17 protein-coding genes are annotated in these 20,755 nt (G+C 65.0%); 4 read left to right on the forward strand and 13 right to left on the reverse strand.

The genetic code is table 11. The features are described 5' to 3' along the window. Positions 1–297: 297 nt before the first annotated feature. Together acs and LY622_RS18645 are read right to left on the reverse strand one after the other, a co-directional pair. The gene (gene acs, locus LY622_RS18640; RefSeq protein WP_234292237.1) at positions 298–2,247 is read right to left on the reverse strand and encodes an acetate--CoA ligase; all 1,950 of its coding nucleotides are present in this window, start codon (positions 2,245–2,247) and stop codon (positions 298–300) included. A gap of 171 nt (positions 2,248–2,418) precedes the next feature. Next, positions 2,419–3,009 carry a SprT family zinc-dependent metalloprotease gene (locus tag LY622_RS18645; RefSeq protein WP_234292238.1) on the reverse strand — a complete coding sequence of 197 codons (591 nt, stop codon included), beginning with the start codon at positions 3,007–3,009 and terminating at the stop codon, positions 2,419–2,421. Between the two features lie 198 nt (positions 3,010–3,207). Here LY622_RS18645 and LY622_RS18650 point away from each other — a divergent pair, with 198 nt between their 5' ends. Beyond that, a complete protein-coding gene (locus tag LY622_RS18650) occupies positions 3,208–3,870 on the forward strand; it encodes a YecA/YgfB family protein (RefSeq protein ID WP_234292239.1) in 663 nt (220 codons plus the stop codon). A gap of 29 nt (positions 3,871–3,899) precedes the next feature. Here the strand turns inward: LY622_RS18650 and LY622_RS18655 are convergent, their stop codons facing one another. Then, positions 3,900–5,021, reverse strand: a complete 1,122-nt coding sequence (locus tag LY622_RS18655) for a phospholipase D-like domain-containing protein (protein WP_234292240.1) — start codon at positions 5,019–5,021, stop codon at positions 3,900–3,902. Positions 5,022–5,145: 124 nt separating this feature from the next. On the opposite strand from LY622_RS18655, the gene plsB reads away from it, so the two are divergent. Continuing rightward, positions 5,146–7,587: a glycerol-3-phosphate 1-O-acyltransferase PlsB gene (plsB, locus tag LY622_RS18660; protein WP_234292241.1), complete on the forward strand. Its 2,442-nt coding sequence runs from the start codon at positions 5,146–5,148 to the stop codon at positions 7,585–7,587. Positions 7,588–7,611: 24 nt separating this feature from the next. On the opposite strand, the gene LY622_RS18665 is transcribed toward plsB, so the two are convergent. The 6 genes from LY622_RS18665 to ampD all read right to left on the reverse strand — a co-directional run bounded on the left by LY622_RS18665 (position 7,612) and on the right by ampD (position 15,813). Next, positions 7,612–8,316, reverse strand: coding sequence for a class I SAM-dependent methyltransferase (locus LY622_RS18665; RefSeq protein WP_255762654.1), 705 nt, complete (start codon positions 8,314–8,316; stop codon positions 7,612–7,614). A 65-nt stretch (positions 8,317–8,381) separates the two neighbouring features. Next, positions 8,382–9,086 carry a tRNA (adenosine(37)-N6)-threonylcarbamoyltransferase complex dimerization subunit type 1 TsaB gene (tsaB, locus tag LY622_RS18670; protein ID WP_234292242.1) on the reverse strand — a complete coding sequence of 235 codons (705 nt, stop codon included), beginning with the start codon at positions 9,084–9,086 and terminating at the stop codon, positions 8,382–8,384. A gap of 112 nt (positions 9,087–9,198) precedes the next feature. Further along, positions 9,199–9,855 (reverse strand): adenylate kinase, encoded by a 657-nt coding sequence (gene adk / locus LY622_RS18675; RefSeq protein WP_234292243.1) that lies wholly within the window; start codon positions 9,853–9,855, stop codon positions 9,199–9,201. 262 nt (positions 9,856–10,117) lie between these two features. Then, the gene (gene aceF, locus LY622_RS18680; protein ID WP_234292244.1) at positions 10,118–12,166 is read right to left on the reverse strand and encodes a pyruvate dehydrogenase complex dihydrolipoyllysine-residue acetyltransferase; all 2,049 of its coding nucleotides are present in this window, start codon (positions 12,164–12,166) and stop codon (positions 10,118–10,120) included. Between the two features lie 63 nt (positions 12,167–12,229). Beyond that, positions 12,230–14,902 carry a pyruvate dehydrogenase (acetyl-transferring), homodimeric type gene (aceE, locus tag LY622_RS18685; RefSeq protein ID WP_234292245.1) on the reverse strand — a complete coding sequence of 891 codons (2,673 nt, stop codon included), beginning with the start codon at positions 14,900–14,902 and terminating at the stop codon, positions 12,230–12,232. A gap of 359 nt (positions 14,903–15,261) precedes the next feature. After that, a complete protein-coding gene (gene ampD / locus LY622_RS18690; protein WP_234292246.1) occupies positions 15,262–15,813 on the reverse strand; it encodes a 1,6-anhydro-N-acetylmuramyl-L-alanine amidase AmpD in 552 nt (183 codons plus the stop codon). Positions 15,814–15,904: 91 nt separating this feature from the next. On the opposite strand from ampD, the gene nadC reads away from it, so the two are divergent. After that, positions 15,905–16,759: a carboxylating nicotinate-nucleotide diphosphorylase gene (gene nadC, locus LY622_RS18695; RefSeq protein ID WP_234292247.1), complete on the forward strand. Its 855-nt coding sequence runs from the start codon at positions 15,905–15,907 to the stop codon at positions 16,757–16,759. Between the two features lie 74 nt (positions 16,760–16,833). Here nadC and LY622_RS18700 read toward each other — a convergent pair whose 3' ends face one another. Beyond that, positions 16,834–17,361: a GNAT family N-acetyltransferase gene (locus LY622_RS18700; protein ID WP_234292248.1), complete on the reverse strand. Its 528-nt coding sequence runs from the start codon at positions 17,359–17,361 to the stop codon at positions 16,834–16,836. A 95-nt stretch (positions 17,362–17,456) separates the two neighbouring features. On the opposite strand from LY622_RS18700, the gene tsaA reads away from it, so the two are divergent. Next, complete coding sequence (gene tsaA / locus LY622_RS18705; RefSeq protein WP_234292249.1) at positions 17,457–18,197, forward strand: tRNA (N6-threonylcarbamoyladenosine(37)-N6)-methyltransferase TrmO; 741 nt, start codon at positions 17,457–17,459, stop codon at positions 18,195–18,197. Positions 18,198–18,218: 21 nt separating this feature from the next. Here tsaA and LY622_RS18710 read toward each other — a convergent pair whose 3' ends face one another. The 3 genes from LY622_RS18710 to LY622_RS18720 all read right to left on the reverse strand — a co-directional run bounded on the left by LY622_RS18710 (position 18,219) and on the right by LY622_RS18720 (position 20,742). Continuing rightward, a complete protein-coding gene (locus LY622_RS18710) occupies positions 18,219–19,076 on the reverse strand; it encodes a helix-turn-helix transcriptional regulator (protein WP_234292250.1) in 858 nt (285 codons plus the stop codon). 105 nt (positions 19,077–19,181) lie between these two features. Further along, positions 19,182–19,778, reverse strand: a complete 597-nt coding sequence (locus LY622_RS18715; protein WP_234292251.1) for a nucleotidyltransferase family protein — start codon at positions 19,776–19,778, stop codon at positions 19,182–19,184. Continuing rightward, positions 19,768–20,742 (reverse strand): XdhC family protein, encoded by a 975-nt coding sequence (locus LY622_RS18720; protein WP_234292252.1) that lies wholly within the window; start codon positions 20,740–20,742, stop codon positions 19,768–19,770. The genes LY622_RS18715 and LY622_RS18720 overlap by 11 nt, the downstream gene beginning before the upstream one ends. Between the last annotated feature and the right edge of the window lie 13 nt (positions 20,743–20,755).

Below are 20,755 nucleotides of genomic sequence, written 5' to 3' on the forward strand. Positions count from 1 at the left end.
CCGACACACTGGGCTCATCAATCGATAGCAGCATGTTACCCCATGCGCCGCGGCTTTCCCAAGCACATGACCATATTTGTCAACAATCTCTCGGTCCAGGTCAACTTCCTGCTTGCCCATCTGCCACGCAGGGATATGAAAGGCCTTCTCCGGACAGCTCAGAGTGGTACGAGTATTAACCTCAATATTCCAGTCATCGCGCTTGAAGGAGCGCTCCGTATAGGTTTCACCACGCGCCGGCTGAAACGAAAACGCCGGCCACAAGGGCCGGCGAAGACGGAGCGGGTTGGCAGCGCCTCAGCGGATGGCGCGATGCTCGATCAGCTCATCCACCACGCTCGGGTCAGCCAGGGTACTGGTGTCACCCAGGCCATCGCACTCGTTGGCGGCGATCTTGCGCAGGATACGACGCATGATCTTGCCCGAACGCGTCTTGGGCAGGCCAGGCGCCCACTGGATGACGTCCGGCGAGGCAATGGGGCCGATGTCCTTGCGCACCCACTGGGTCAGCTCTTTCTTGAGCGCATCGCTGGGCTCCACGCCATCGGTCAGGGTGACATAGATGTAGATCCCCTGGCCCTTGATGTCATGGGGGAACCCGACCACGGCGGCTTCGGCCACGGCCTCGTGGGCCACCAGCGAGGATTCGATCTCGGCGGTGCCCATGCGATGGCCGGAGACGTTGAGCACGTCGTCGACACGCCCGGTGATCCAGTAGTATCCATCTTCGTCGCGGCGGCAGCCGTCACCGGTGAAGTACATGCCCTCGTAGGTGGAGAAGTAGGTCTGGATAAAGCGTGCGTGGTCGCCCCAGATGGAGCGCGCCTGCCCTGGCCAGGAGTCGAGAATGACCAGGTTGCCCTCTGTGGCGCCTTCCAGCAGGTGGCCTTCGTTGTCGACCAGTGCCGGCGCCACGCCAAAGAACGGCAGGGTGGCCGAGCCCGGCTTGAGATCCATGGCCCCGGCCAGGGGCGTGATCATGATGCCGCCGGTTTCGGTCTGCCACCAGGTGTCCACAATGGGGCACTTGGCGTTGCCGATCACGCGATGGAACCACTCCCAGGCCTCGGGGTTGATGGGCTCACCCACCGAACCCAGCAGGCGCAGGCTGTCGCGCTTGCTGGAATCCATCACGCTGTCGCCATGGGCCATCAGCGCGCGGACCGCGGTCGGGGCGGTATAGAGAATGTTGACGCTATGCTTGTCGACGATCTCGCCCATCCGGCCGTGGGTCGGATAGCTCGGCACGCCCTCGAACATCAGCGTGGTGGCACCGTTGGCCAGCGGGCCATAGACGATGTAGCTGTGACCGGTGACCCAGCCCACGTCGGCGGTGCACCAGTAGACCTCGCCATCGTGATAGTCGAAGACGTACTGGTGGGTCAGGCTGGCGTAGGTGAGATAGCCGCCGGTCGTGTGCTTGAGCCCCTTGGGCGCGCCGGTGGAGCCGGAGGTATAGAGAATGAAGAGCGGGTCCTCGGCATTCATCTCCTCGGCCGCACAGTCGCTGGACTGCTTCTCGACCAGGTCGTGATACCAGACGTCACGGCCCTCCTTCCACTCGATCTCGCCGCCGGTACGCTTGACCACCAGCACCTTCTCGCACACCTCGGTACCGGGACGCGTCAGCGCTGCGTCGACGTTGTCCTTCAGCGGGACCTGCTTGCCACCCCGCACGGACTCGTCGGCGGTGATGATCAGCTTGGAGTCCGCCCCCACCACCCGCTGGGCCACGGCGTCCGGCGAGAAGCCGCCGAACACCACCGAGTGAACCGCACCGATGCGGGCGCAGGCCAGCATGGCCATGGCGGCTTCGGGAATCATCGGCATGTAGAGGGTCACCACGTCACCCTTGCCGATGCCGAGGGCCTTCAGGGCATTGGCCAGCTGACAGGTCTGGGCGTGCAGTTCACGATAGCTGATGTGCTTGGCATCGTTGGGGTCGTCCCCTTCCCAGATGATGGCCGTCTGGTCACCACGGGTTGCCAGGTGCCGATCCAGGCAGTTGGTGCTGGCATTGAGCGTGCCATCCTCGAACCAGCGGATATCGACATTGTTGGAAGCGAAGGAGGTATTCTTGATCTTCGTCGGTGCCTGTACCCAGTCGAGACGCTTGGCCTGTTCGGCCCAGAAACCCTCGGGGTCGTCCTGGGACTGCCGATACATGGCCTGGTACTTTTCCTTGTCGACCCAGGCGTTGGCGGCAAAGTCGTCGCTTACCGGATGGACTTTCTGCTGTTCGGTCATTGAATAGCCTCTTCCAGGAGGTGAAGCCTCACTGTGGATACCGCCGGCAGCATTATTGTTGGTTGCGCCGGCACCATGATGTCTCTCCAGCATATACCTCCTGTGACAGCCTTCCCCTTAGACATTGGTATCAAGATTTTTCTTTTTCTTTTCAGTTAGTTGAATAGACTTTTAGCGCTGTACAAACGGTTGATAGACCAAGGTCTGAGCACAATGGCGGCAGCGGTAGCCCCTGCCCCGGCGCGCCAGGGAATGACGCTGTGCGGTGAAGGCGTGCTCGCGGCAGTGGCAAACGTAGCGGTAGGGTGCAGGGCTGGCCCGTCCCGTATCGAAGGCATGGGTCACCCGGGGTTCGAGACCGAAAAGCTGCTGCATTACCGTGCGCCACTCGCGGCCATGGGGACGCGCCCGGTGGCCATCGCTGAGATGGCGCACCAGCCAGTGAGCCATCTCGTGGGGCACTACCTCGACCAGATAGGCGTGGCGGTTTTCCCGGTAAAGCACCGGGTTGAAGCGCAGTCCGCCGCGGCCATAATGCGCCTGTCCGGCGCCCTTGCCACGCAGGTCGAACCATACCCGTGGCCGCGGCAGGTCGGGGTGAAACTCGCAACACAGCCGCCAGGCGGCCTCGACCCGGTCGCGCAGCGCCTGCTGCAACGCCGCCTCGTCGAGCTGGGTCAGCCAGGTCGCCCCGGGGTCGGGAAGTGCCGGCCGGTTCGAAGCGGCAATGGGACGCTTGAGAGCAGTAGCGGGATGGTTCATGGCGAAACGAAGGGCTTCCTGGTGCAGACGGGTTCCTGGAGCAGATTCCTGGCTCGGCGGGCAGCGCATGAGAAGGACCGGACGAGACCAGGGTGCTAGAATGGCGGCCCGGGAAGGCGACGTCCAGCCCAGGCCGGCGCAAGGCCCTTTTCCGATGCCGACACGCCCTTATCCGACCCGCCGCCAGCGAGAGGCCCCATGTCCGATACGCCCCAGCCCCAGCCACTGCTCGAGGATGAAGCGCTCGAACGGCTCGACGAGTACCTGGACTCCGACCGCGTCGACCCCGATGCCCTGGACCTTATCTCGGCCCACGGCTTCCTGGTAGCCCTGGCCGTCGCCCCGAGCGAAGTCGAGAGCGCCGCCTGGATCGCCGAACTCTTCCAGGGCGAGCCCACCTTCGCCGACGATGCCGAGCGCAACGAAATCCTCGGACTGCTGGAGCGGCTCCGCCACAACGCCATCGACACCCTCGAGCAGGGCGGGCTCCCGGAGCTGCCCTTCGATACGGCCCTGGACGGCCTGGCTCCGGAGGAGACACCCATCGGTGATTGGTGTGCCGGATTCATGGAAGGCGTCTTCCTGGATGAGGCGTCCTGGTTCGAGCAGGACGAAGAGACCGTGGCCACCCTGCTGCTGCCCTTCATGGCGCTTTCCGGCCTTTTCGAGGACGAACCCGACATGGCGGAGCTCGCCACCGACACGGCACGGCTGCAGTCGCTCGTCGACCAGCTGCCGGAACTGGTGCTGGATCTCTACCTGCACTACCGGGTACCGCCGGAGACGCCCAAGCCCATGCCGCGCAAGAAGAAGCCCGCCGGCCGCAGCCCCGGCAAGGGCAAGCCCGGCGGCAAGCGATAGTTTTTGGTAACGCGGCGCCTATCGGTTGACTACCGCAGCCGCGTCAGCCAGCCGTCCAGCCTGCCGAAGGCCCACTCCTTGATCCGCTGCCAGCGGGGGCGCCGCGCCCACTCCTGCCGGGTGATCTCCCGGCTGGCCGAGAAATTACGCTCGAACAGGGCGGCGACCTCACCGGCAAAGCGGGCATCGTCCACCTCCTGGTTCGCCTCGAGGTTCCAGTGCAGGCTCCAGTGGTCGAAATTGCAGGAGCCCACGCTCGACCAGTTGTCTGCCAGGGTGAACTTGGCGTGAATGAAGCTGGGCTCGAACTCGAAGATCCGCACCCCGGCCTTGAGCATGCGACGGTAGAAGCGCTGCCCCGCATAGCGGACCCCGGGATGGTCGTGATCCTTCCCCGGCAGCAGCAGCCGCACATCGACCCCACGCCGCGCCGCACGCACCAGGCGCAAGCGCAGGCTGAAGGTCGGCACGAAATAGGGGGTACAGAGCCAGATACGCCGCTGCGCCGAGGAAACCCGGCCATAGAGGGAGTGACGGATCGCCTGATAGCGGTAGCCCTGCCCCCACACCACCCGGCCGCGCATGCCGCGATAGTCCTCTCTCTCCGTCAGGCTGAGCCCCACCTCCCGCACCAGGGAAGGCGACCCTTCACCACGCGTCAAGGGGGAGTCCCAAAGCCGGGAGAACAGCCGCACCCAGTCGGCCACCACCGGGCCCTCGATACGCACCGCCACCTCGTACCAGGCGCTCAGGAACTCGTCGACGGCGCCGAAGCCGCCGGTGAAGGCCACCCGGCCATCCACCACCACGACCTTGCGATGGTCCCGGGTCAGGTTGCGCGCCAGGGAGTGGAAGCCCAGCGGGTTGAACAGCCGAAGCGCAATGCCGGCCGACTCGATGCGCTGCCGATCCTCCCTGCCCAGGCCCCTGGCACCGTAGCCGTCCAGCATCAGGGCGACCTTCACCCCGCGCTCGGCAGCGCGCGACAGGGCATCGAGCAGTGCCGTGGTCAGGCGGCCCGACTCCATCAGATAGAGTTCGATCAGTATCGAATGGCGCGCTTCCTCGATGGCATCGAACATCGCCGGCAAGAAGCGCGATGACTCCGCCAGCAGCTGGAACCGATTACCATCCCGCCACACGCCATGCATGGCATGTCTCCCGTGTTCACTTGCGTGGCTGAATTGACGCACGTTTGCACGCCGAGGGAAAGCACCTGACCCGATGGGCGGGGCAAGGCTATACTGGCGCCTCGCCCCCAGCAGAGGCAACCGGATGGCCCTTGCTCGCACCCTGCTCGCGCCCCTGCGCAGCCCGCTGAGACGCCTGGTCAACGCCTGGGTAGCCACTCGGCTGATCGAGCCCGCCCCCGACGCGCTGGCACTCGACCCGAACCTGCCGACCCTCTATGTCCTGCCACGCCCGTCGCTCTCGGATACCCTGCTGCTGGAAGCCCTGTGCCAGCGCCATGGCCTGCCGCCGGCCAGCGGAAGACGCCGGATCGATGGCATGGAGCTGCCGGCCTGTCTGCCGCTGCCAGCCCCACGGCGACGCCTGTGGCGACGCAGAGCGGCACACCCTGCCCCCTTCCTCACGGCGCTGGAGCAGCTCGCGGCAGATCCCGATGCCGACCTGCAGCTGGTGCCGGTCAGCGTGTTCTGGGGCCGCGCCCCGGGCAAGCGTTTCGGTTTCTGGCGCATGCTGGCCGCCGATAGCTGGCGGCTGACAGGGAGAATGCGCCGCGCCCTGTCGGTGCTGGTCAATGGGCGCAACGTTGAGGTCCATTTCGGGGCGCCGCTGCGCCTTCGCGACCTGCTCGATGCACGCGGCCCGGCGCTGGCCAACCGCAAGACCGCCCGCCTGCTGCGCGTTCATTTCCGACGCATGCGTACCCGCGTGCTGGGCCCCGACCTCTCTCATCGCCGCACCCTGATCGAAGGGGTCGCCAGAAGCCCAGAGGTCCGCCGCGTCATCGAGGAGTTCGCCAGAAGCGAGAAGAGTTCGCCAGAGCGCCTCGAGCGGCGCGCCCTGCGCTACGGTTGCGAGATCGCCTCCAGCATGACCTACCCGGTACTGCGCTTCATGGACGGGCTCCTGCGGCGTCTATGGAACCGCCTCTACGACGGCGTCAACGTGCAGGGCCTGGCGCGCGTCAAGGAGCTGGCCGGCGACCACACTCTGGTCTATGTGCCCTGCCACCGCAGCCACATCGACTACCTGCTGCTCTCCTACGTGCTCTACCGCGATGGACTGATGCCGCCTCACGTCGCCGCCGGGCGCAATCTCGACATTCCGCTGATCGGCCCCCTGCTGCGACGCGGAGGCGCCTTCTTCATGCGCCGCAGCTTTCGCGACAAGCCGCTCTACGCCGCGGTCTTCAACGAGTACCTCCATCGCCTGCTGGCCCGTGGCCACCCGCTGGAGTACTTCATCGAGGGAGGCCGCTCCCGCAGCGGCCGCATGCTGACGCCACGGCCCGGCATGCTGGCGATGACCCTGCGCTCCTTTCACCGCAGCGCCGCCGCCACCAGCCCGCCGAAACTCGCCTTCATACCGGTCTATATCGGCTACGAACGGATCATCGAGAACGCCAGCTACCAGCGTGAGCTGCGTGGCGGCAAGAAACGCAAGGAGAGCCCACTGGCACTGCTGCGGGTGCTCGGTCAGCTGCGCCAGCCTTTCGGCCAGGTCACGGTCAGCGTCGGTGACCCGCTGTTGCTCGGCGACTATCTCGACGGCCTCGACCCGAATTGGCGCAACGCGCCGATCGAACCGAAGCCCGACTGGCTCGGCGAGGCGGTACCGCGCCTGGGCAACGAACTGGCCAGGCGCATCAATGCCGCCGCCGCCCTCAACCCGGTCAACCTCGTTGCCCTGGTGCTCCTGGCGACGCCCCACAATGCCCTCGAGGCGAGCCTGATGACGCGCCAGCTGGCACTGCTCGCCCGACTGCAGCAGCACTGCCCGGGGGGCCTGCACCTCAGCCTGCCGGAGGGCGAGCCAAGCGACTGGATAGAACAGGTCATCGCCCTGGGCATGATCGAGCGCCGCACTCATCCGTTGGGCGACATTCTGGTGGCCAAGCCGGAGCAGGCCAGCCTGCTGGTGTGGTACCGCAACAACGTGCTGCACCTCTTCGCCCTCGCGGGACTCACCGCCTTCGCCTTCCGGCATGCCCCGCAGCACGACCTGGACAGCCTGCTCCACCTTCTCGAACCCGCCTGGCCGGTCCTCGCCAGGGAGCTGTTCCTGGAGAAGGAAACCTTGGCCAGCACCCTACCGGCCATGCTCGACGCGCTCCGCCAGGCGGGGCTAGTGACTAACGAAGAGACCGCCTGGCGGCGTAGCGAGGAGCTGGAGGCCGGCGAGCAGCTCAACCTGCTGGGACGGCTGATGCAGCCCCCGCTGGAGCGCGGCTACCTGCTGCTGGCGATTCTCCTGGACCAGCCACCGGGCAGTCAGGGACGCGACGACCTCACCGAGTGCAGCCGGCAGATGGCCGAGCGACTGGCGCTACTCTCGGGCCGCGATGCCCCGGAGTTCTTCGACCGCAATCTGTTCGCCGGCCTGATCGGGAGCCTCGAGGCCGAAGGCTGGGTATGGGAAGCCAGTGACAGGCTGTGGTTCGACCAGCGGCTGCGAGAGGCGGCCCAACGTTCGCGGGCCCTGTTCGACACCGAGCTTCGCCACCGGCTCCAGCTGGTCACACGGGGGTAGGCCGACGGGACCCAGCGCCATGAGTCAGGCCAGTGAGCGGTGCACGTAAAGATCGTAGCGGCTGGTCTTGCCCTCGATGATATGGCGAGGGGGCGGGCCGGCAATGGGCGGGGCCTTGCGCGGCCGCTTCACCACCACCCGGTGCGTGGCCACATCCAGTGCCGCCTCGAGCAGACGTGGCGCATCGTCGTCATCGCCGGCCAGCAGCCGGAACAGCCGCATCTCCTTCTTCACCAGGGCCGATTTCTCGCGGTGGGGAAACATGGGGTCGAGATGAACCACCTGCGGCGCCACGCTGCTATCGGCTACCAGGTCAGCCAGATTTCGTGCGGCATCGCCATGGAGCAGCGTCAGCCGCCGGGCAATCTCGGCCGTCTCGGCATCGCGGCAGGCTCGGGCCAGGGCGTCTTCCAGCAGCGCATGGATCGCCGCCACGCGCTCGATCATCAGCACCCGGGCACCGAGGCTCGCCAGCACGAAGGCATCTCGCCCCAGCCCCGCGGTGGCATCCACCACGCTGGGCGTGACGCCGCCGCCCAGGCCACAGGCCCGGGCGATCAGCTGTCCGCGCCCACCGCCGAAGCGCCGCCGGTGCGCCGCCCGGCCGGCGACGAAGTCCACCACCAGGGGTTTGCCGTAGCGCTGCTCATCGCCGCAGAGAACCAGAGTCCCATCCTGGCGTCGCAGTATCAGCTCGGCATCACTCGCAGCGCCCAGCGGCAGCCCCAGCCGCTGCGCCAGCGGTGCCAGCGTCTCGCCCTCCACCGCGACCCGACGTTCGGGGTCCACACACCTCACCGACTCTTCTTCCAGGCAACCTGATCGCGCAGATAGACCGGCTGGACGTCATGGGCAGCATGACGTTCACCGGCGGCATAGGCACGGGCCGCCAGCAGCACCATCTCCTCGGCGGCCGGTTCCAGCGCCGTGTCGCCCTGGCGGACCGTTGCACGAATGTCGTCCGACATCGCCTCGCGCAGCGTCCAGCCGGAACCCACGCCGACCCAATCACAGGCCGCGTGGCCAGGCGGAAGCTGCAGGCGTTCCGGAGGCATGACCGATTCCCGCGTCAGCGCCTCGGTGAGCCCCTCATGGCAGCGCCAGGCCGCCACGTAGATTTCACCCATGCGCGCATCCAGTGCGGTCACGACATGCGATAACCCATGGCGACGATGGGCACCCAGGGCCAACGCCTCAAGGGTGGAGACCCCGAGCAGGGGACGATCCAGGCCGTAGGCCAGCCCCTGGGCGAGGCCTGCCGCAATGCGCAGCCCGGTGAAGGAGCCCGGGCCATGGCCATAGGCCACCGCGTCCAGTTCGGCAGGCGCCAGCCCGGCTTCGGCCAGGACCTGGTCGATCATCGGCAGCAGCCGGCGAGTGTGCTCGCGAGGCGTGAGCGCGAACTGCGAGACCAATATGTCATCGTCACCCTCGCGTTGTAGCAGCAGGGCGGCGGAACAGGCACTCGAGGAGGCATCAAGGGCCAGCAGAATCGGCATAGGTGGACATCGTGACGGGAAGTGGATGGCCATTATACGCCGCCGGCCGTTAAACGACGATGGCCCGCACAGGCGGGCCATCACAGGAGCAGCTGAGGATCCGGGGGGCGGGTCAGCTTTCGAGGGCCTTGAGAACCTGAGCGGTGATGTCATCGACACTGCCCACGCCATCGACCCGATGATAGGCGGGAGCCGCCTGGGGATCCTTCTCGGCCCACTGCTTGTAGTAATCGACCAGCGGAGCGGTCTGGTCATGGTAGACCGACAGGCGGTGACGCACCGTGGACTCGCTGTCATCCTCACGCTGGATCAGCGCCTCACCGGTGACATCGTCTTTACCAGCTTCCCGGGGCGGGTTGTATTCGATGTGATAGACCCGGCCTGAGCCCGGATGCACGCGACGTCCCGCCAGCCGCTTGACGATCTCCTCGTCGGCCACGGCAATCTCCAGCACATGGTCGATCTTCACACCGCCGTCCTTCATGGCATCGGCCTGGGGAATGGTGCGGGGGAAGCCATCGAAGAGGAAGCCGTTCTCGCAGTCGGGCTGAGCGATGCGTTCCTTGACCAGGGCGATAATGAGATCGTCGGAAACCAGCCCACCGCTGGACATGATCTCCTTGGCCTTGAGGCCAAGCTCACTGCCTTCCTTGACGGCGGCGCGCAGCATATCGCCAGTGGAAATCTGCGGGATATTGTAGCGCTCGCAGATGAACTGGGCTTGGGTGCCCTTGCCGGCACCCGGGGCGCCCAACAGGATCAAACGCATCTGGCTGCTCCTTGAGAGAGTGATAAATTCTGGGGTGAAAAAAGAGTGGAAAAGAACGATAACCGTGTGGCCTCGGCCAGACAACCTCGAATACGCTGACGATGAGGTTCATGAGAGACAAAGCATCAGTCTTTTCAGCCAATTAACACGCAACTTGCACTTTGGTCTTCCCTGTGGCCTGCCAGCCTTACGGAAACACCGGCGGCGCCCCAAGGAGGCGCCGCCGGTGATCGGGGTCGAACCAAATGCTTACAGCGACAATCTATAGCAACAGTCGACGGATGTCGGTCAGCACATCGGCCAGGAAGGCCGTGAATCGTGCCGCATCGGCACCGTTGATCGCCCGGTGGTCGTAGGAGAGCGACAGCGGCATCATCAGCCGCGGTTCGAAGTCGCTGCCGTTCCAGACCGGCTTCATCTGCGCCTTGGAGACGCCGAGGATGGCCACCTCCGGCGCGTTGACGATGGGCGTGAAGGCCGTGCCGCCAATGGAGCCAAGGCTCGAGATCGTGAAGCAACCGCCGGTCATCTCCTCACGCTTGAGCTTCTTGGTCTGCGCCTTCTTGCCGAGATCGGCCATGGTGGTGGCGATCTCGACCAGCGACTTCTTGTCGGCATCGCGCACCACCGGCACCATCAGCCCGTCCGGCGTGTCCACCGCGATCCCGATGTGGACATATTTCTTCCACACCAGGGTCTCGCCGTCACCCTTCAGGCTGACGTTGAACTGCGGGAAGCGCCTCAGTGCGAAAGCGCAGGCCTTGACCAGGAAGGGCAACGGCGTGAGCTTGGCGCCCTGCGCCTCGGCCTCCGCCTTCATCGCCTTGCGGAACGCCTCCAGCTCGGTGATATCCGCCTCGTCGAACTGGGTCACGTGGGGCACATTGAGCCAGCTGCGATGCAGGTTGGTGGCCCCCATCTTGAGCAGGCGCCCCATGGGCTTCTCTTCCACCTCACCGAACTGGCTGAAGTCGACTTCAGGAATCGGCGGGATACCGGCACCACCGGTAGCCGCCGGAGCCGCGGCCTGGCTCGGCGCCTTGGCCGTCCCGGCCATCACCTGCTTGACGTAGGCGTGAACATCCTCCTTCAGCACCCGCTCCTTCGGACCACTGGGCTTGACCAGCCCCAGGTCCACGCCCAGCTCGCGGGCCAGCATGCGCACCGCCGGACCGGCATGCACCAGCTTGCCGTCTCGCGGCTTGTGAGCGGCCATCTGCGCTTCGGGGCTCGGCGTGCCGGTGGGCGTCGTCGATGCCGGCTTGTCCGCCTTGGCCGACGACGCTGACGCTTTCTGTTCGGCCGGTTTCTTGCTCGGCTCTTTGCTCGCCTGGCCCGCCGCCGGCTTGGCACCGGCCACTTCGATATAGCCGATCAGGTCGCCTTCGGAGACGGTGTCGCCCTCCTTGACGGTGAGCTCCACCAGCTTGCCCTTGTAGGGGCTCGGCACGTCCATGCTGGCCTTGTCCGACTCCAGCGTGATCAGCGGATCTTCCTCGTCGACCTCGTCGCCTACGCTGGCGGCCATCTCGATGATCGGCACGTCGCTGGCACCAGACAGATCCGGTACGCGAACCTCCTTGCGCTCCGGCTCCCCCGTGGCGGCAGGCTGCTCTTCCGCCGAACCCGCTTCCTCTTCGTCCTGCTCGGTCGCTGCCGACGTGGACTCGGCGGCGGGTGTCGCCTCGCTGTCGCCGCCTTCACCGGCGATCTGCATGGTGCCGACCACATCGCCTTCGGAAACCGTATCGCCCTCTTTCACCGTCAGCGTGATCAGCTTGCCGGTATGGGGGCTCGGCACATCCATGGAGGCCTTGTCGGACTCCAGGGTAAACAAGGTATCTTCGGCCTCGATGTCGTCGCCTTCGGCCACGGCCACCTCGATGATCTCCACATCGCTGGAGCCACCCAGGTCGGGCACCGTGATCTCCACCGTGCGCGAGCCGCCGCCCCCGGAAGCCTTGGCCGCCGGCTTCTCCTCGGCACCCTTCTTCTCGGCTGCCTGTGCTTCAGCAGCCTTCTCCTCGCTCGACTCGGCCTTCGCAGGCGCGTCGTCTTTGCCGCTGTCGGCCCCTTCCACCTCGAGCTCGACGATGTCGTCGCCCTCGGAGACGGTATCGCCCTCCTTGACCAGCACCTTCAGTACCTTGCCCCCCTTGGGTGCGGGTACGTCCATGCTGGCCTTGTCGGACTCCAGGGTGATCAAGGTATCCTCGGCCTCGATGACGTCGCCTTCGGACACCGCGATTTCGATGATTTCGACATCTTCACTACCGCCGATGTCGGGAACTTTGATGATTTCGCTACTCAAGGTCGCGCTCCTTCCAAATCGTGCCTGGAGCAGGCGGGCCCTGGGCCCGCCTGGCCACTGGAATCAGCTGGTCAGCGGATTAGGCTTGCTGGGATCAATGCCGTACTTCTTGATCGCCTCGGCGACGACCTTGCGGTCCAGGTCGCCGCGGTCGGCCAATGCCTTGAGAGCAGCGACGGTCACGAAGTAACGGTCAACCTCGAAGAAATGGCGAAGCTTCTCGCGAGTGTCGGAGCGCCCATAGCCATCGGTCCCTAGCACATGGTAGTCGGTCGGAACCCAGGCACGGACCTGATCGGCGAACAGGCGCATATAGTCGGTCGAGGCAATGACAGGCCCCTCGCGACCCTCGAGGCAGCGCGTGACATGCGGCTTGACCGGCTCGTCATCCGGATTCAGGAATGCCTCACGCTCCAGGCCCAGCGCCTCGCGGCGTAGCTCGTTGAAGCTGGTGACACTCCAAACCTCGGAACCCACTCCCCACTCGTCGGCCAGCATCTGGGCTGCCACCTCGACCTCGCGCAGGATGGTGCCGCAACCCAGGAGCTGGACATGCCCCTTGTCGCCCTTCACCTCGCGCAGGCGGTACATGCCCTTGATGATGTCCTCGGCCGGCAGTTCGTCGAGTTCGGGATGCTCGTAGTTCTCGTTCATCACCGTCAGGTAGTAGAAGCAGTTTTCCTTGTCGGCAAACATCCGCTTCAGGCCATCCTGGACGATCACCGCCACCTCGTGGGCATAGGTGGGGTCGTAGCTGCGACAGTTGGGGATGGTGGACGCCTGCAGGTGGCTGTGGCCATCCTGGTGCTGCAGCCCCTCGCCGTTCAGGGTGGTCCGCCCCGCGGTACCGCCCACCATGAAGCCACGTGCCTGAAGGTCACCGGCGGCCCAGGCCAGATCGCCGATACGCTGGAAGCCGAACATCGAGTAGTAGATATAGAACGGCAGCAGCGTCAGGTTGTTGTTGCTGTAGGAGGTGGCAGCGGCGATCCACGCCGACATGGCACCCGCCTCGCTGATGCCCTCCTCGAGGATCTGGCCCTGCTTGTCCTCGCGGTAGAACATGATCTGGCCCTTGTCGACGGGCTCGTACTTCTGGCCTTCCGAGGTATAGATGCCAAGCTGGCGGAACATCCCCTCCATGCCGAAGGTGCGAGCCTCGTCGGGGATGATCGGCACCACCTGCTTGCCCAGCGTCTTGTGCTTCACCAGGCCGTTGAGAATGCGCACGAACGACATGGTGGTAGAGACTTCCCGCCCCTTGGAGCCAGCGGTCTGGGAGGCGAATATCTTGTCGTCCAGCGAGGGAATCTCGAGCGCCTCGAAGTCGCTGCGCCGCTGGGGAAGGTAGCCGCCCAGGCGCTCACGCTGCAGGTGCATGTACTTGAGCTCGGGGGAGTCGTCCTCCGGCTTGTAGTAGGGCACTTCCTTGAGCTGCTCGTCGGTGAGCGGAATGCCGAAGCGATCGCGGAATTTCCGCAGCGCCTCGTACTCCATGGTCTTGACCTGGTGCGCCTCGTTGGCCGCCTCGCCGTCGCCGCTACCCATCCCGTAGCCCTTGACCGTATGCGCCAGGATCACGGTAGGCTTGCCGTTGGGGTTGTTGACCGCCTCGTTGTAGGCCGCATAGACCTTGAAGGGGTCGTGGCCGCCGCGGTTGAGCTTCCAGATGTCCTCGTCGGACATGTCCTTGACCAGTTCGGCGGTTTCCGGATACTTGCCGAAGAAGTGCTCGCGGGTGTAGGCACCGCCGTTGGCCTTGTAGTTCTGGTACTCGCCGTCAACCGCCTCATCCATGCGCTTTTGCAGGATGCCCTTCTTGTCCTTCTCGAACAGCGGATCCCAGAGCCGGCCCCAGACCACCTTGAGCACATTCCAGCCGGCGCCGCGGAAGACGCCCTCGAGCTCGTCCATGATCCGGCCATTGCCGCGCACCGGGCCATCGAGACGCTGCAGGTTGCAGTTGATCACGAAGATCAGGTTGTCGAGCTTTTCACGACCGGCCAGCGAGATCGCACCCAGGGACTCCGGCTCGTCGCACTCGCCGTCACCCATGAAGCACCAGATCTTGCGGTCATACATGTTCTTGAGCTCACGCGAATCCAGGTACTTCATCACGTGTGCCTGGTAGATCGCCTGAATCGGCCCCAGGCCCATGGAGACCGTGGGGAACTGCCAGAAGTCCGGCATCAGCCAGGGGTGCGGATAGGAGGAGAGACCGTCACCATCGACTTCCTGGCGATACTTGTCCATCTGCGCCTCGGTGAGGCGCCCTTCCAGGTAGGCACGGGCATAGACGCCCGGCGCCACGTGGCCCTGGATATAGACCAGGTCACCCTCGAAGTCGCCATCGGGGGCGCGGAAGAAATGGTTGAAGCCGACGTCGTACAGTGTTGCCGCCGACATGAAACTGGCGATATGACCGCCCAGCCCCGGATTGGCCCGGTTGTTACGAATGACTTGAGCAATGGCGTTGTAGCGAATCAGGGAGCGGATGCGACGCTCCATGAACAGATCGCCCGGCATCGGCGCTTCGCGATGCACCGGTATGGTGTTGCGATGCGGTGTCGTCACAGAGAAGGGAGCCTGCAATCCATCGCGGCGCAGCCGGTCAGCCAGGCGCGTCAGCAGGTACCGGGCACGGTCTTCGCCCTCACGATCCATGACCGACTCCAGGGAATCCAGCCATTCCGTGGTTTCGACCGGATCGAAATCTTCTCTTGCCTCAAGACTCATAGACGTCTCTCCGAGTGACAATGTGATGTCAGGAAGCCCCAACCGGATCGATGGGGCCTGTGGTAACTGACGATCAGGGAAAAGCGAGGCCGCCAGGCGGCTCTTGTAGTCAAATTACATAACGAGGTGGCATCGAATACCACTAATGGCGTAGAACATACCGGAAAGTGGGCTCCCTGCCAATTAAAATAGAATGGAAAACGTTTCCATAACAACTGCATTGCATTGCAACACAAGCCCTTACGCCGTACTCCTCACTGGTCTTCGGCTCGTGTCCACCAATGTAATAAAACTACCGTATGATTCAATCCAGGTGACTGTCAGCACAGCACTTCCCGGTATCCTTCAGCGTCATTCGATCAGCGCAGACAGTGGCGAAAATAGGCCCAGTCAAAGGCCGGCCCGGGATCGGTCTTGCGCAACGGAGCCACGCGCGCGTGGCTGGTGATACGCCCTGGCGTGATGTCCGGATAGCGGTCCATCAGCGCCTGTACCGTATGCGCCAGAGCCCGATACTGGGCCTCCCGGTAGGCGCTGACCTCATCGCCTTCCAGCTCGATGCCGATGGAGAAGTCATTGAGCGCACGCCGTGCACGCCCCCCATCGATCCAGCAGGAGCGACCGGCATGCCAGGCGCGGCGATCGAAGGGCACGAACTGTACGCACTCGCCATCGCGGCGAATCAACAGATGCGCCGATACCTTCAGCTCGGCAATGGCCGGAAAGAAGGGGTGCGCGTCGGGATCGAGGCGGTTGGTGAACAGGCGCTCGATATGGTCGCCGCCGTACTCGCCGGGAGGCAGGCTGATCGAATGCAGCACCAGCGCCGAGATTTCATGCTCGGGCCGCCCGTCCTGATTCGGTGACGGCACCTGTCGCGCTCCCTGTAACCAGCCGTTGTCGATTCTCATCTCGCTCCCCTGACGCCCTCGCTGTAGTTCCCTATAATGACGGTCTTGCAGCTCCTTGCCCATGCGCTCCATGAACCCGAAAAGGCCTGCCATGCATTATCAGGATGCCCTTATCGAAGAGATCCGCGCCAGCGCGGCTCACCTGCTCGCTGAAGATGTCGGCCCCGGCGACATCACCGCTCAGCTGATTCCCGACACCCAGTGGGCGAGCGCCCGGGTGATCACCCGCGAGCCGGCGGTACTCTGCGGCATGGCCTGGGTCGAGGAGCTCTTTCGCCGACTCGACGTCAGCGTCACCCTGCGCTGGAGCGCTGCCGACGGCGACCCGCTGGAAGCGGGCCAGTGCTTTCTCGAACTCGAAGGCCCCGCCCGCAGCCTGCTCACCGGCGAGCGCGCGGCACTGAACCTGCTGCAGTCGCTGTCGGCCACCGCTACCCGCACCCGCCACTACGCGACGCTGCTCGAAGGCACCGGCGTGCGCCTGCTCGATACCCGCAAGACCCTGCCCGGGCTGCGCCTGGCACAGAAGTATGCGGTCACCTGTGGCGGCGGGCACAACCACCGTATCGGACTCTATGACGCCTTCCTGATCAAGGAGAACCACATCGCTGCCTGCGGCGGAATCGAGGCAGCGGTCAAGGCCGCCCGCCGCATCGCCAGTGACCTGCCGGTGGAAGTGGAGGTGGAGAGTTTCGAGGAACTCGACCAGGCTCTGGCCGCCGGTGCCGACATCGTGATGCTCGACAACTTCTCGCTCGACGACATGCGCGAAGCGGTGAAGCGCAATGCCGGGCGTGCCACGCTGGAGGCGTCAGGCAATGTGGATGAGACCACCCTGCGCGCCATCGCCGACACCGGCGTCGACTGCATCTCCAGCGGCGCCCTGACCAAGGACATCAAGGCCATCGACCTGTCGATGCGCATCGTCGACCTGCACGACGCCTAGTCCTTCGCTGGTGCAACGCCCTGCCCTTGCCTTGGCTGCATGGCGTTGCACGGCCACTCCCCTGCCCAGCGTCCTCAGGTCTCCACCGCTACCAGCCGCTTCTCCAGTCGTCGACGCAGAAGACGCTCACCGGCACGCTCCACCCACTCCTCACCACGGTCCTGCCAGCCGCAACGAAGCAGGCTGTCGGCCAGCATCAGGCTGGCGTCGATGGTGACCCTTTCGCAGCCGTTCTCCAGCAGCAGTCGTTTGGCGTGGACCAGCAGGGTCGTGCCGATACCCCGCCGTGCCAGCGAGGGCCAGACATAGAGCGTCTCGATATGGGCATCGGAAACGTTCAGTTCGAGAAAGCCCACGCAGCGACCGTCGCAGGCAGCAACCAGGGTCGTATAGAGCGCCTGGCGCGCCCCCCATACGCTCGCCTCGCGCGGCAGCGAGTTCGCCCAGGCCTCCCGCTGTTTCACGCTATAGTGCGCCGCCGCCCCCTGCATGACAGCATGGTGGAAGACTTCAGCCTGGTCGGCTCCGTCGCGGGCCATGGCCTGGCGATAGATAATCCGTGGAGACTGGGCAGGCGCCGATGGCGCTTCCTTGGTCGTCATCGTTTCCACCCCGTTGTTCCTGCTGTAAGTGACAAACCCGGCACGCAGGTTACACAAGCTCGCTGTCGCGGCCAATGGTGGGCATAATCGGCGCCATGACTCCTCCACAGCCTGACGCCGACTTCGCGATGCAGCCCATCGGCCATATCGCCAGCGACTTCCCCGACAAGTTCGGCATCCCCCGACAGCCGGGCCTGGCGCCGGCCGCTCGTGCCAGCCTGGTGCTCTCTCCCCCCTTCGACGACCCGCTCGCCGTACGCGGGCTGGAGGAGTTCAGCCACCTGTGGCTGACCTTCATCTTCCACCTTAGCCCCGATCGGCGCTGGGTGCCGCTGGTACGCCCGCCCCGGCTGGGGGGCAATGCCCGGGTCGGCGTCTTCGCCAGCCGCAGCACCCACCGCCCCAACCGCCTCGGGCTATCGCTGGTGGAACTGATCGACATCGATACCCGGCGCGGGGTATGCCTCGAGCTGCGCGGCTGCGATCTGGTCAGCGGCACCCCGGTGCTCGATATCAAACCCTACCTTCCCTGGGCGGAAGCACGCCCCGAAGCCCGCGCCGGCTTTGCACCGGAGGCGCCGCCACGGCTTGCGGTGGGTTTCTCGGCCGATGCGGAAGCCGCCCTGGCAGCACGGCCCGATGGCGCCTCGCTGCGCGAGCTGATCATCCAGGTCCTGGCCCAGGACCCGCGACCCGCCTATCACGCCGCGGGGCGCCAGGAGGGCGAAGCACGGGTCTATGGGGTGCGGCTGCGCGACGTGGACGTCCGCTTCAGGATGGAGCAGACCGAAGGGCCATCATGGATGCAGGTGATCGAACTGGTGGCACTTGGTTGAAGAGCTGTCGGTGGACAGGACTCACGAGAGGAGCCTGTAGCTATCGGTCACCTTCTGGTACTGGCTGGGTGAGGCGCCGATATGGCGGCGAAAGAAGCGCGTGAAGTGGCCCTGCTCGGAGAAGCCTAGGGATTCGGCCAGGTTCCCCAGAGTGCCGGTCCGATTGTCGGACAGACAACAGAACGCCATCTGCATCTTGCCAATATTGGCAAACATCTGCGGGGTCATGCCGGTATTCTTCTTGAACAAGGTAAAGAAGTGCGCCCGAGACAACCCACACTGTCGGGCTATGCCCTCCATGTCCAGCTCCCCTCGGGGATGGTCGAGAATGAACTGGATCGCCTGGCGGATACGCGCATCGTAGAAATCGCTAGCGACACCGACACGCAGCCTGGCCAGGTGGCGCCAGTCGGAATGCTTCTCGGTGATCCCGATCAGCAAATCAAAGAGCAGCTCTTCCAGCCTGTCCTGAGGCACCAGCCCGAAGGAGAACATGGCGGCAATCAACAAGTCCGCATGATGGCGCATGCGAGGGGTGAGTTCGATACAGGGACTGGAGAAGAAGTCGGGCCGGCCACTGAGCGCCAGCTCCTTCTGTAAGGCTGCCAGCCAGCTCGGCTCAATGTAGAGGGCCAGGATCAGGGTGTCGGCGGCACCGTTCTGGTGATCGTAGAAGTGAGGCTCCCAGGCATTGACGAGCACAGCCGTCCTATCCGTCAGCGGCAACCGGCGATCGCGCACCGAAAAGTAGGTATCCTCCCCGGAGACCTTGAGCAGTACATGGCATTCGGAATGGGCGTGGGGCACCAGCGACTCGTCCATGTCCAGCAGGGCAACGCGACCAAAACCGCCATGCAAGATGCGGTGGGCACTCGACATGACGTCCTCGTCAGTGGAAGTGTAAGGGCATGCTGGTACAACCCAGCGTACCATCTCTTACCGGCGCACCGGCCACAGCCAGACCAAAGTCGCATGGCGAGTCACTCAGTGGCCACTATGCCTTGCCCAGGCAAGATCCACTGGCCGGTCCACATCCTGCACGACGCCCGGGTCCTGAACCTCGATCTCGATACAGGCATCTCGATGGTGCCGCACCACGCTGCGAGCGCCCCGGTCACCGGTGAGCCGCTCAAGCGCGCCCCAGAAGCGCCGGCCAAACAGCACCGGGTGTCCAGCCTGCCCACAGTAGACGGGCCATACGATGGACTGGTCACAGGCCCTTGAGCACAATAGCGTAAAGGTTTCCTCACTCAACCAAGGCATATCGCCCAGCATCACTGCGACTGCCGAGGCTTGGCTCTCGGTACTCAGCGCGCGGATACCAGCGGCGAGGCTTTCTCCCATCCCCTGTTCTGCCCTCTCGGCAACGATAGTGCCGATGCCCTTGGCAATACCCAGACACGCGGGATCATCCTCGATGCCCAGTACCACCCGGATATCGGTAAAGTGCGGGCCGAGGGTGGACAACGTGGCGGCCAACAGCGTCCCCCGGCCAGGCAGGCAGGCTCTGCGCTTGTCATTGCCGAAGCGACGCGCCCTGCCTGCCGCCAATACCAGGGCAACGACGGTGTCAGAGGGCATCGCGCGCTTTCCCGTGGTAGACCCGCACGATATCGGCCACCACCGCCAGGGCAATCTCGGTCGGGGTCTTGCTGCCGAGATCGAGGCCGATCGGCATGTGGATGCGATCGATATCGGGCTGGGACAGCCCTCCGGAACGCAGCAGCCGTGTGGCACGGGCATCCGAGGTCCGGCGCGAGCCCATCACGCCGATATAGAAGGCCTCGGTACGCACTGCCTCGATCATGGCCAGATCGTCGATGCGCGGATCGTGGGTCAAGGCCACCACCGCGGTTGCCGCATGGCAGCCCCCGGCGGCGATGAAGGCCGACGGCAACTGTGGTACCACCGTCACTCCCTCGACAACGAAGCCTCCACGCATCTCCGGGCGAGGGTCACAGACGATCACCTCGTGGCCCAACGCCTGGGCGAAGCGAGCACAGGCCTCGGCCACCGGCGAGAGGCCGGCCAGCAGCAGGCGCAGCACGGGGCCGATACGGATTTCGACGGACACGGGCCTGTGCACCACGCATGGCCCCTCGGCAACGTCATCATCGCGAGCCTGAAAGGCGCCGGCCTCGATATCGACTCGCCGCACCAGTCGGCGCTGCCCCTGCAGGGCCTGGTACAGCACCTCGAGGTGCGCCAGCCAGGCGGCGTCGGGGGCACGGTGCTCGATCAGCACCTCGAGCACACCGCCGCAGGGCAGGGCGAGACGTTGGCTCTCCTCGCGACTTTCACCATAGCGACGCAGGGTCACCGGCCGGTCGAAGTGGCCGGCGACAACTTCCTCGAGGAAGGCCTCCTCGACACAGCCGCCGGACAGCGAGCCGACATGCTGACCATCGCGCCGGGCGACGAGCATTGCGCCCGGCCCACGGGGTGCCGACCCGTAGGTCGCCAGCACCGTGCACAGCCAGATCGGGTGCCCCTCACGAACCCAGGCCAGTGCCTGGGTGATCACTTGATGATCGAGGTCACGCATCGCTCCGCCCTCT

Origin of the sequence: Halomonas alkalisoli (assembly GCF_021412585.1) — a bacterium.
Lineage (GTDB): Bacteria > Pseudomonadota > Gammaproteobacteria > Pseudomonadales > Halomonadaceae > Halomonas > Halomonas alkalisoli.

Excerpts from the sequence above, each read along its gene's own strand:
- acs (WP_234292237.1), bottom strand. The coding sequence starts at position 2,247 with ATGACCGAACAGCAGAAAGTCCATCCGGTAAGCGACGACTTTGCCGCC.
- LY622_RS18645 (WP_234292238.1), bottom strand. The coding sequence starts at position 3,009 with ATGAACCATCCCGCTACTGCTCTCAAGCGTCCCATTGCCGCTTCGAAC.
- LY622_RS18650 (WP_234292239.1), top strand. The coding sequence starts at position 3,208 with ATGTCCGATACGCCCCAGCCCCAGCCACTGCTCGAGGATGAAGCGCTC.
- LY622_RS18655 (WP_234292240.1), bottom strand. The coding sequence starts at position 5,021 with ATGCATGGCGTGTGGCGGGATGGTAATCGGTTCCAGCTGCTGGCGGAG.
- plsB (WP_234292241.1), top strand. The coding sequence starts at position 5,146 with ATGGCCCTTGCTCGCACCCTGCTCGCGCCCCTGCGCAGCCCGCTGAGA.
- tsaB (WP_234292242.1), bottom strand. The coding sequence starts at position 9,086 with ATGCCGATTCTGCTGGCCCTTGATGCCTCCTCGAGTGCCTGTTCCGCC.
- adk (WP_234292243.1), bottom strand. The coding sequence starts at position 9,855 with ATGCGTTTGATCCTGTTGGGCGCCCCGGGTGCCGGCAAGGGCACCCAA.
- aceE (WP_234292245.1), bottom strand. The coding sequence starts at position 14,902 with ATGAGTCTTGAGGCAAGAGAAGATTTCGATCCGGTCGAAACCACGGAA.
- ampD (WP_234292246.1), bottom strand. The coding sequence starts at position 15,813 with ATGAGAATCGACAACGGCTGGTTACAGGGAGCGCGACAGGTGCCGTCA.
- nadC (WP_234292247.1), top strand. The coding sequence starts at position 15,905 with ATGCATTATCAGGATGCCCTTATCGAAGAGATCCGCGCCAGCGCGGCT.
- LY622_RS18700 (WP_234292248.1), bottom strand. The coding sequence starts at position 17,361 with ATGACGACCAAGGAAGCGCCATCGGCGCCTGCCCAGTCTCCACGGATT.
- tsaA (WP_234292249.1), top strand. The coding sequence starts at position 17,457 with ATGACTCCTCCACAGCCTGACGCCGACTTCGCGATGCAGCCCATCGGC.
- LY622_RS18710 (WP_234292250.1), bottom strand. The coding sequence starts at position 19,076 with ATGTCGAGTGCCCACCGCATCTTGCATGGCGGTTTTGGTCGCGTTGCC.
- LY622_RS18715 (WP_234292251.1), bottom strand. The coding sequence starts at position 19,778 with ATGCCCTCTGACACCGTCGTTGCCCTGGTATTGGCGGCAGGCAGGGCG.
- LY622_RS18720 (WP_234292252.1), bottom strand. The coding sequence starts at position 20,742 with ATGCGTGACCTCGATCATCAAGTGATCACCCAGGCACTGGCCTGGGTT.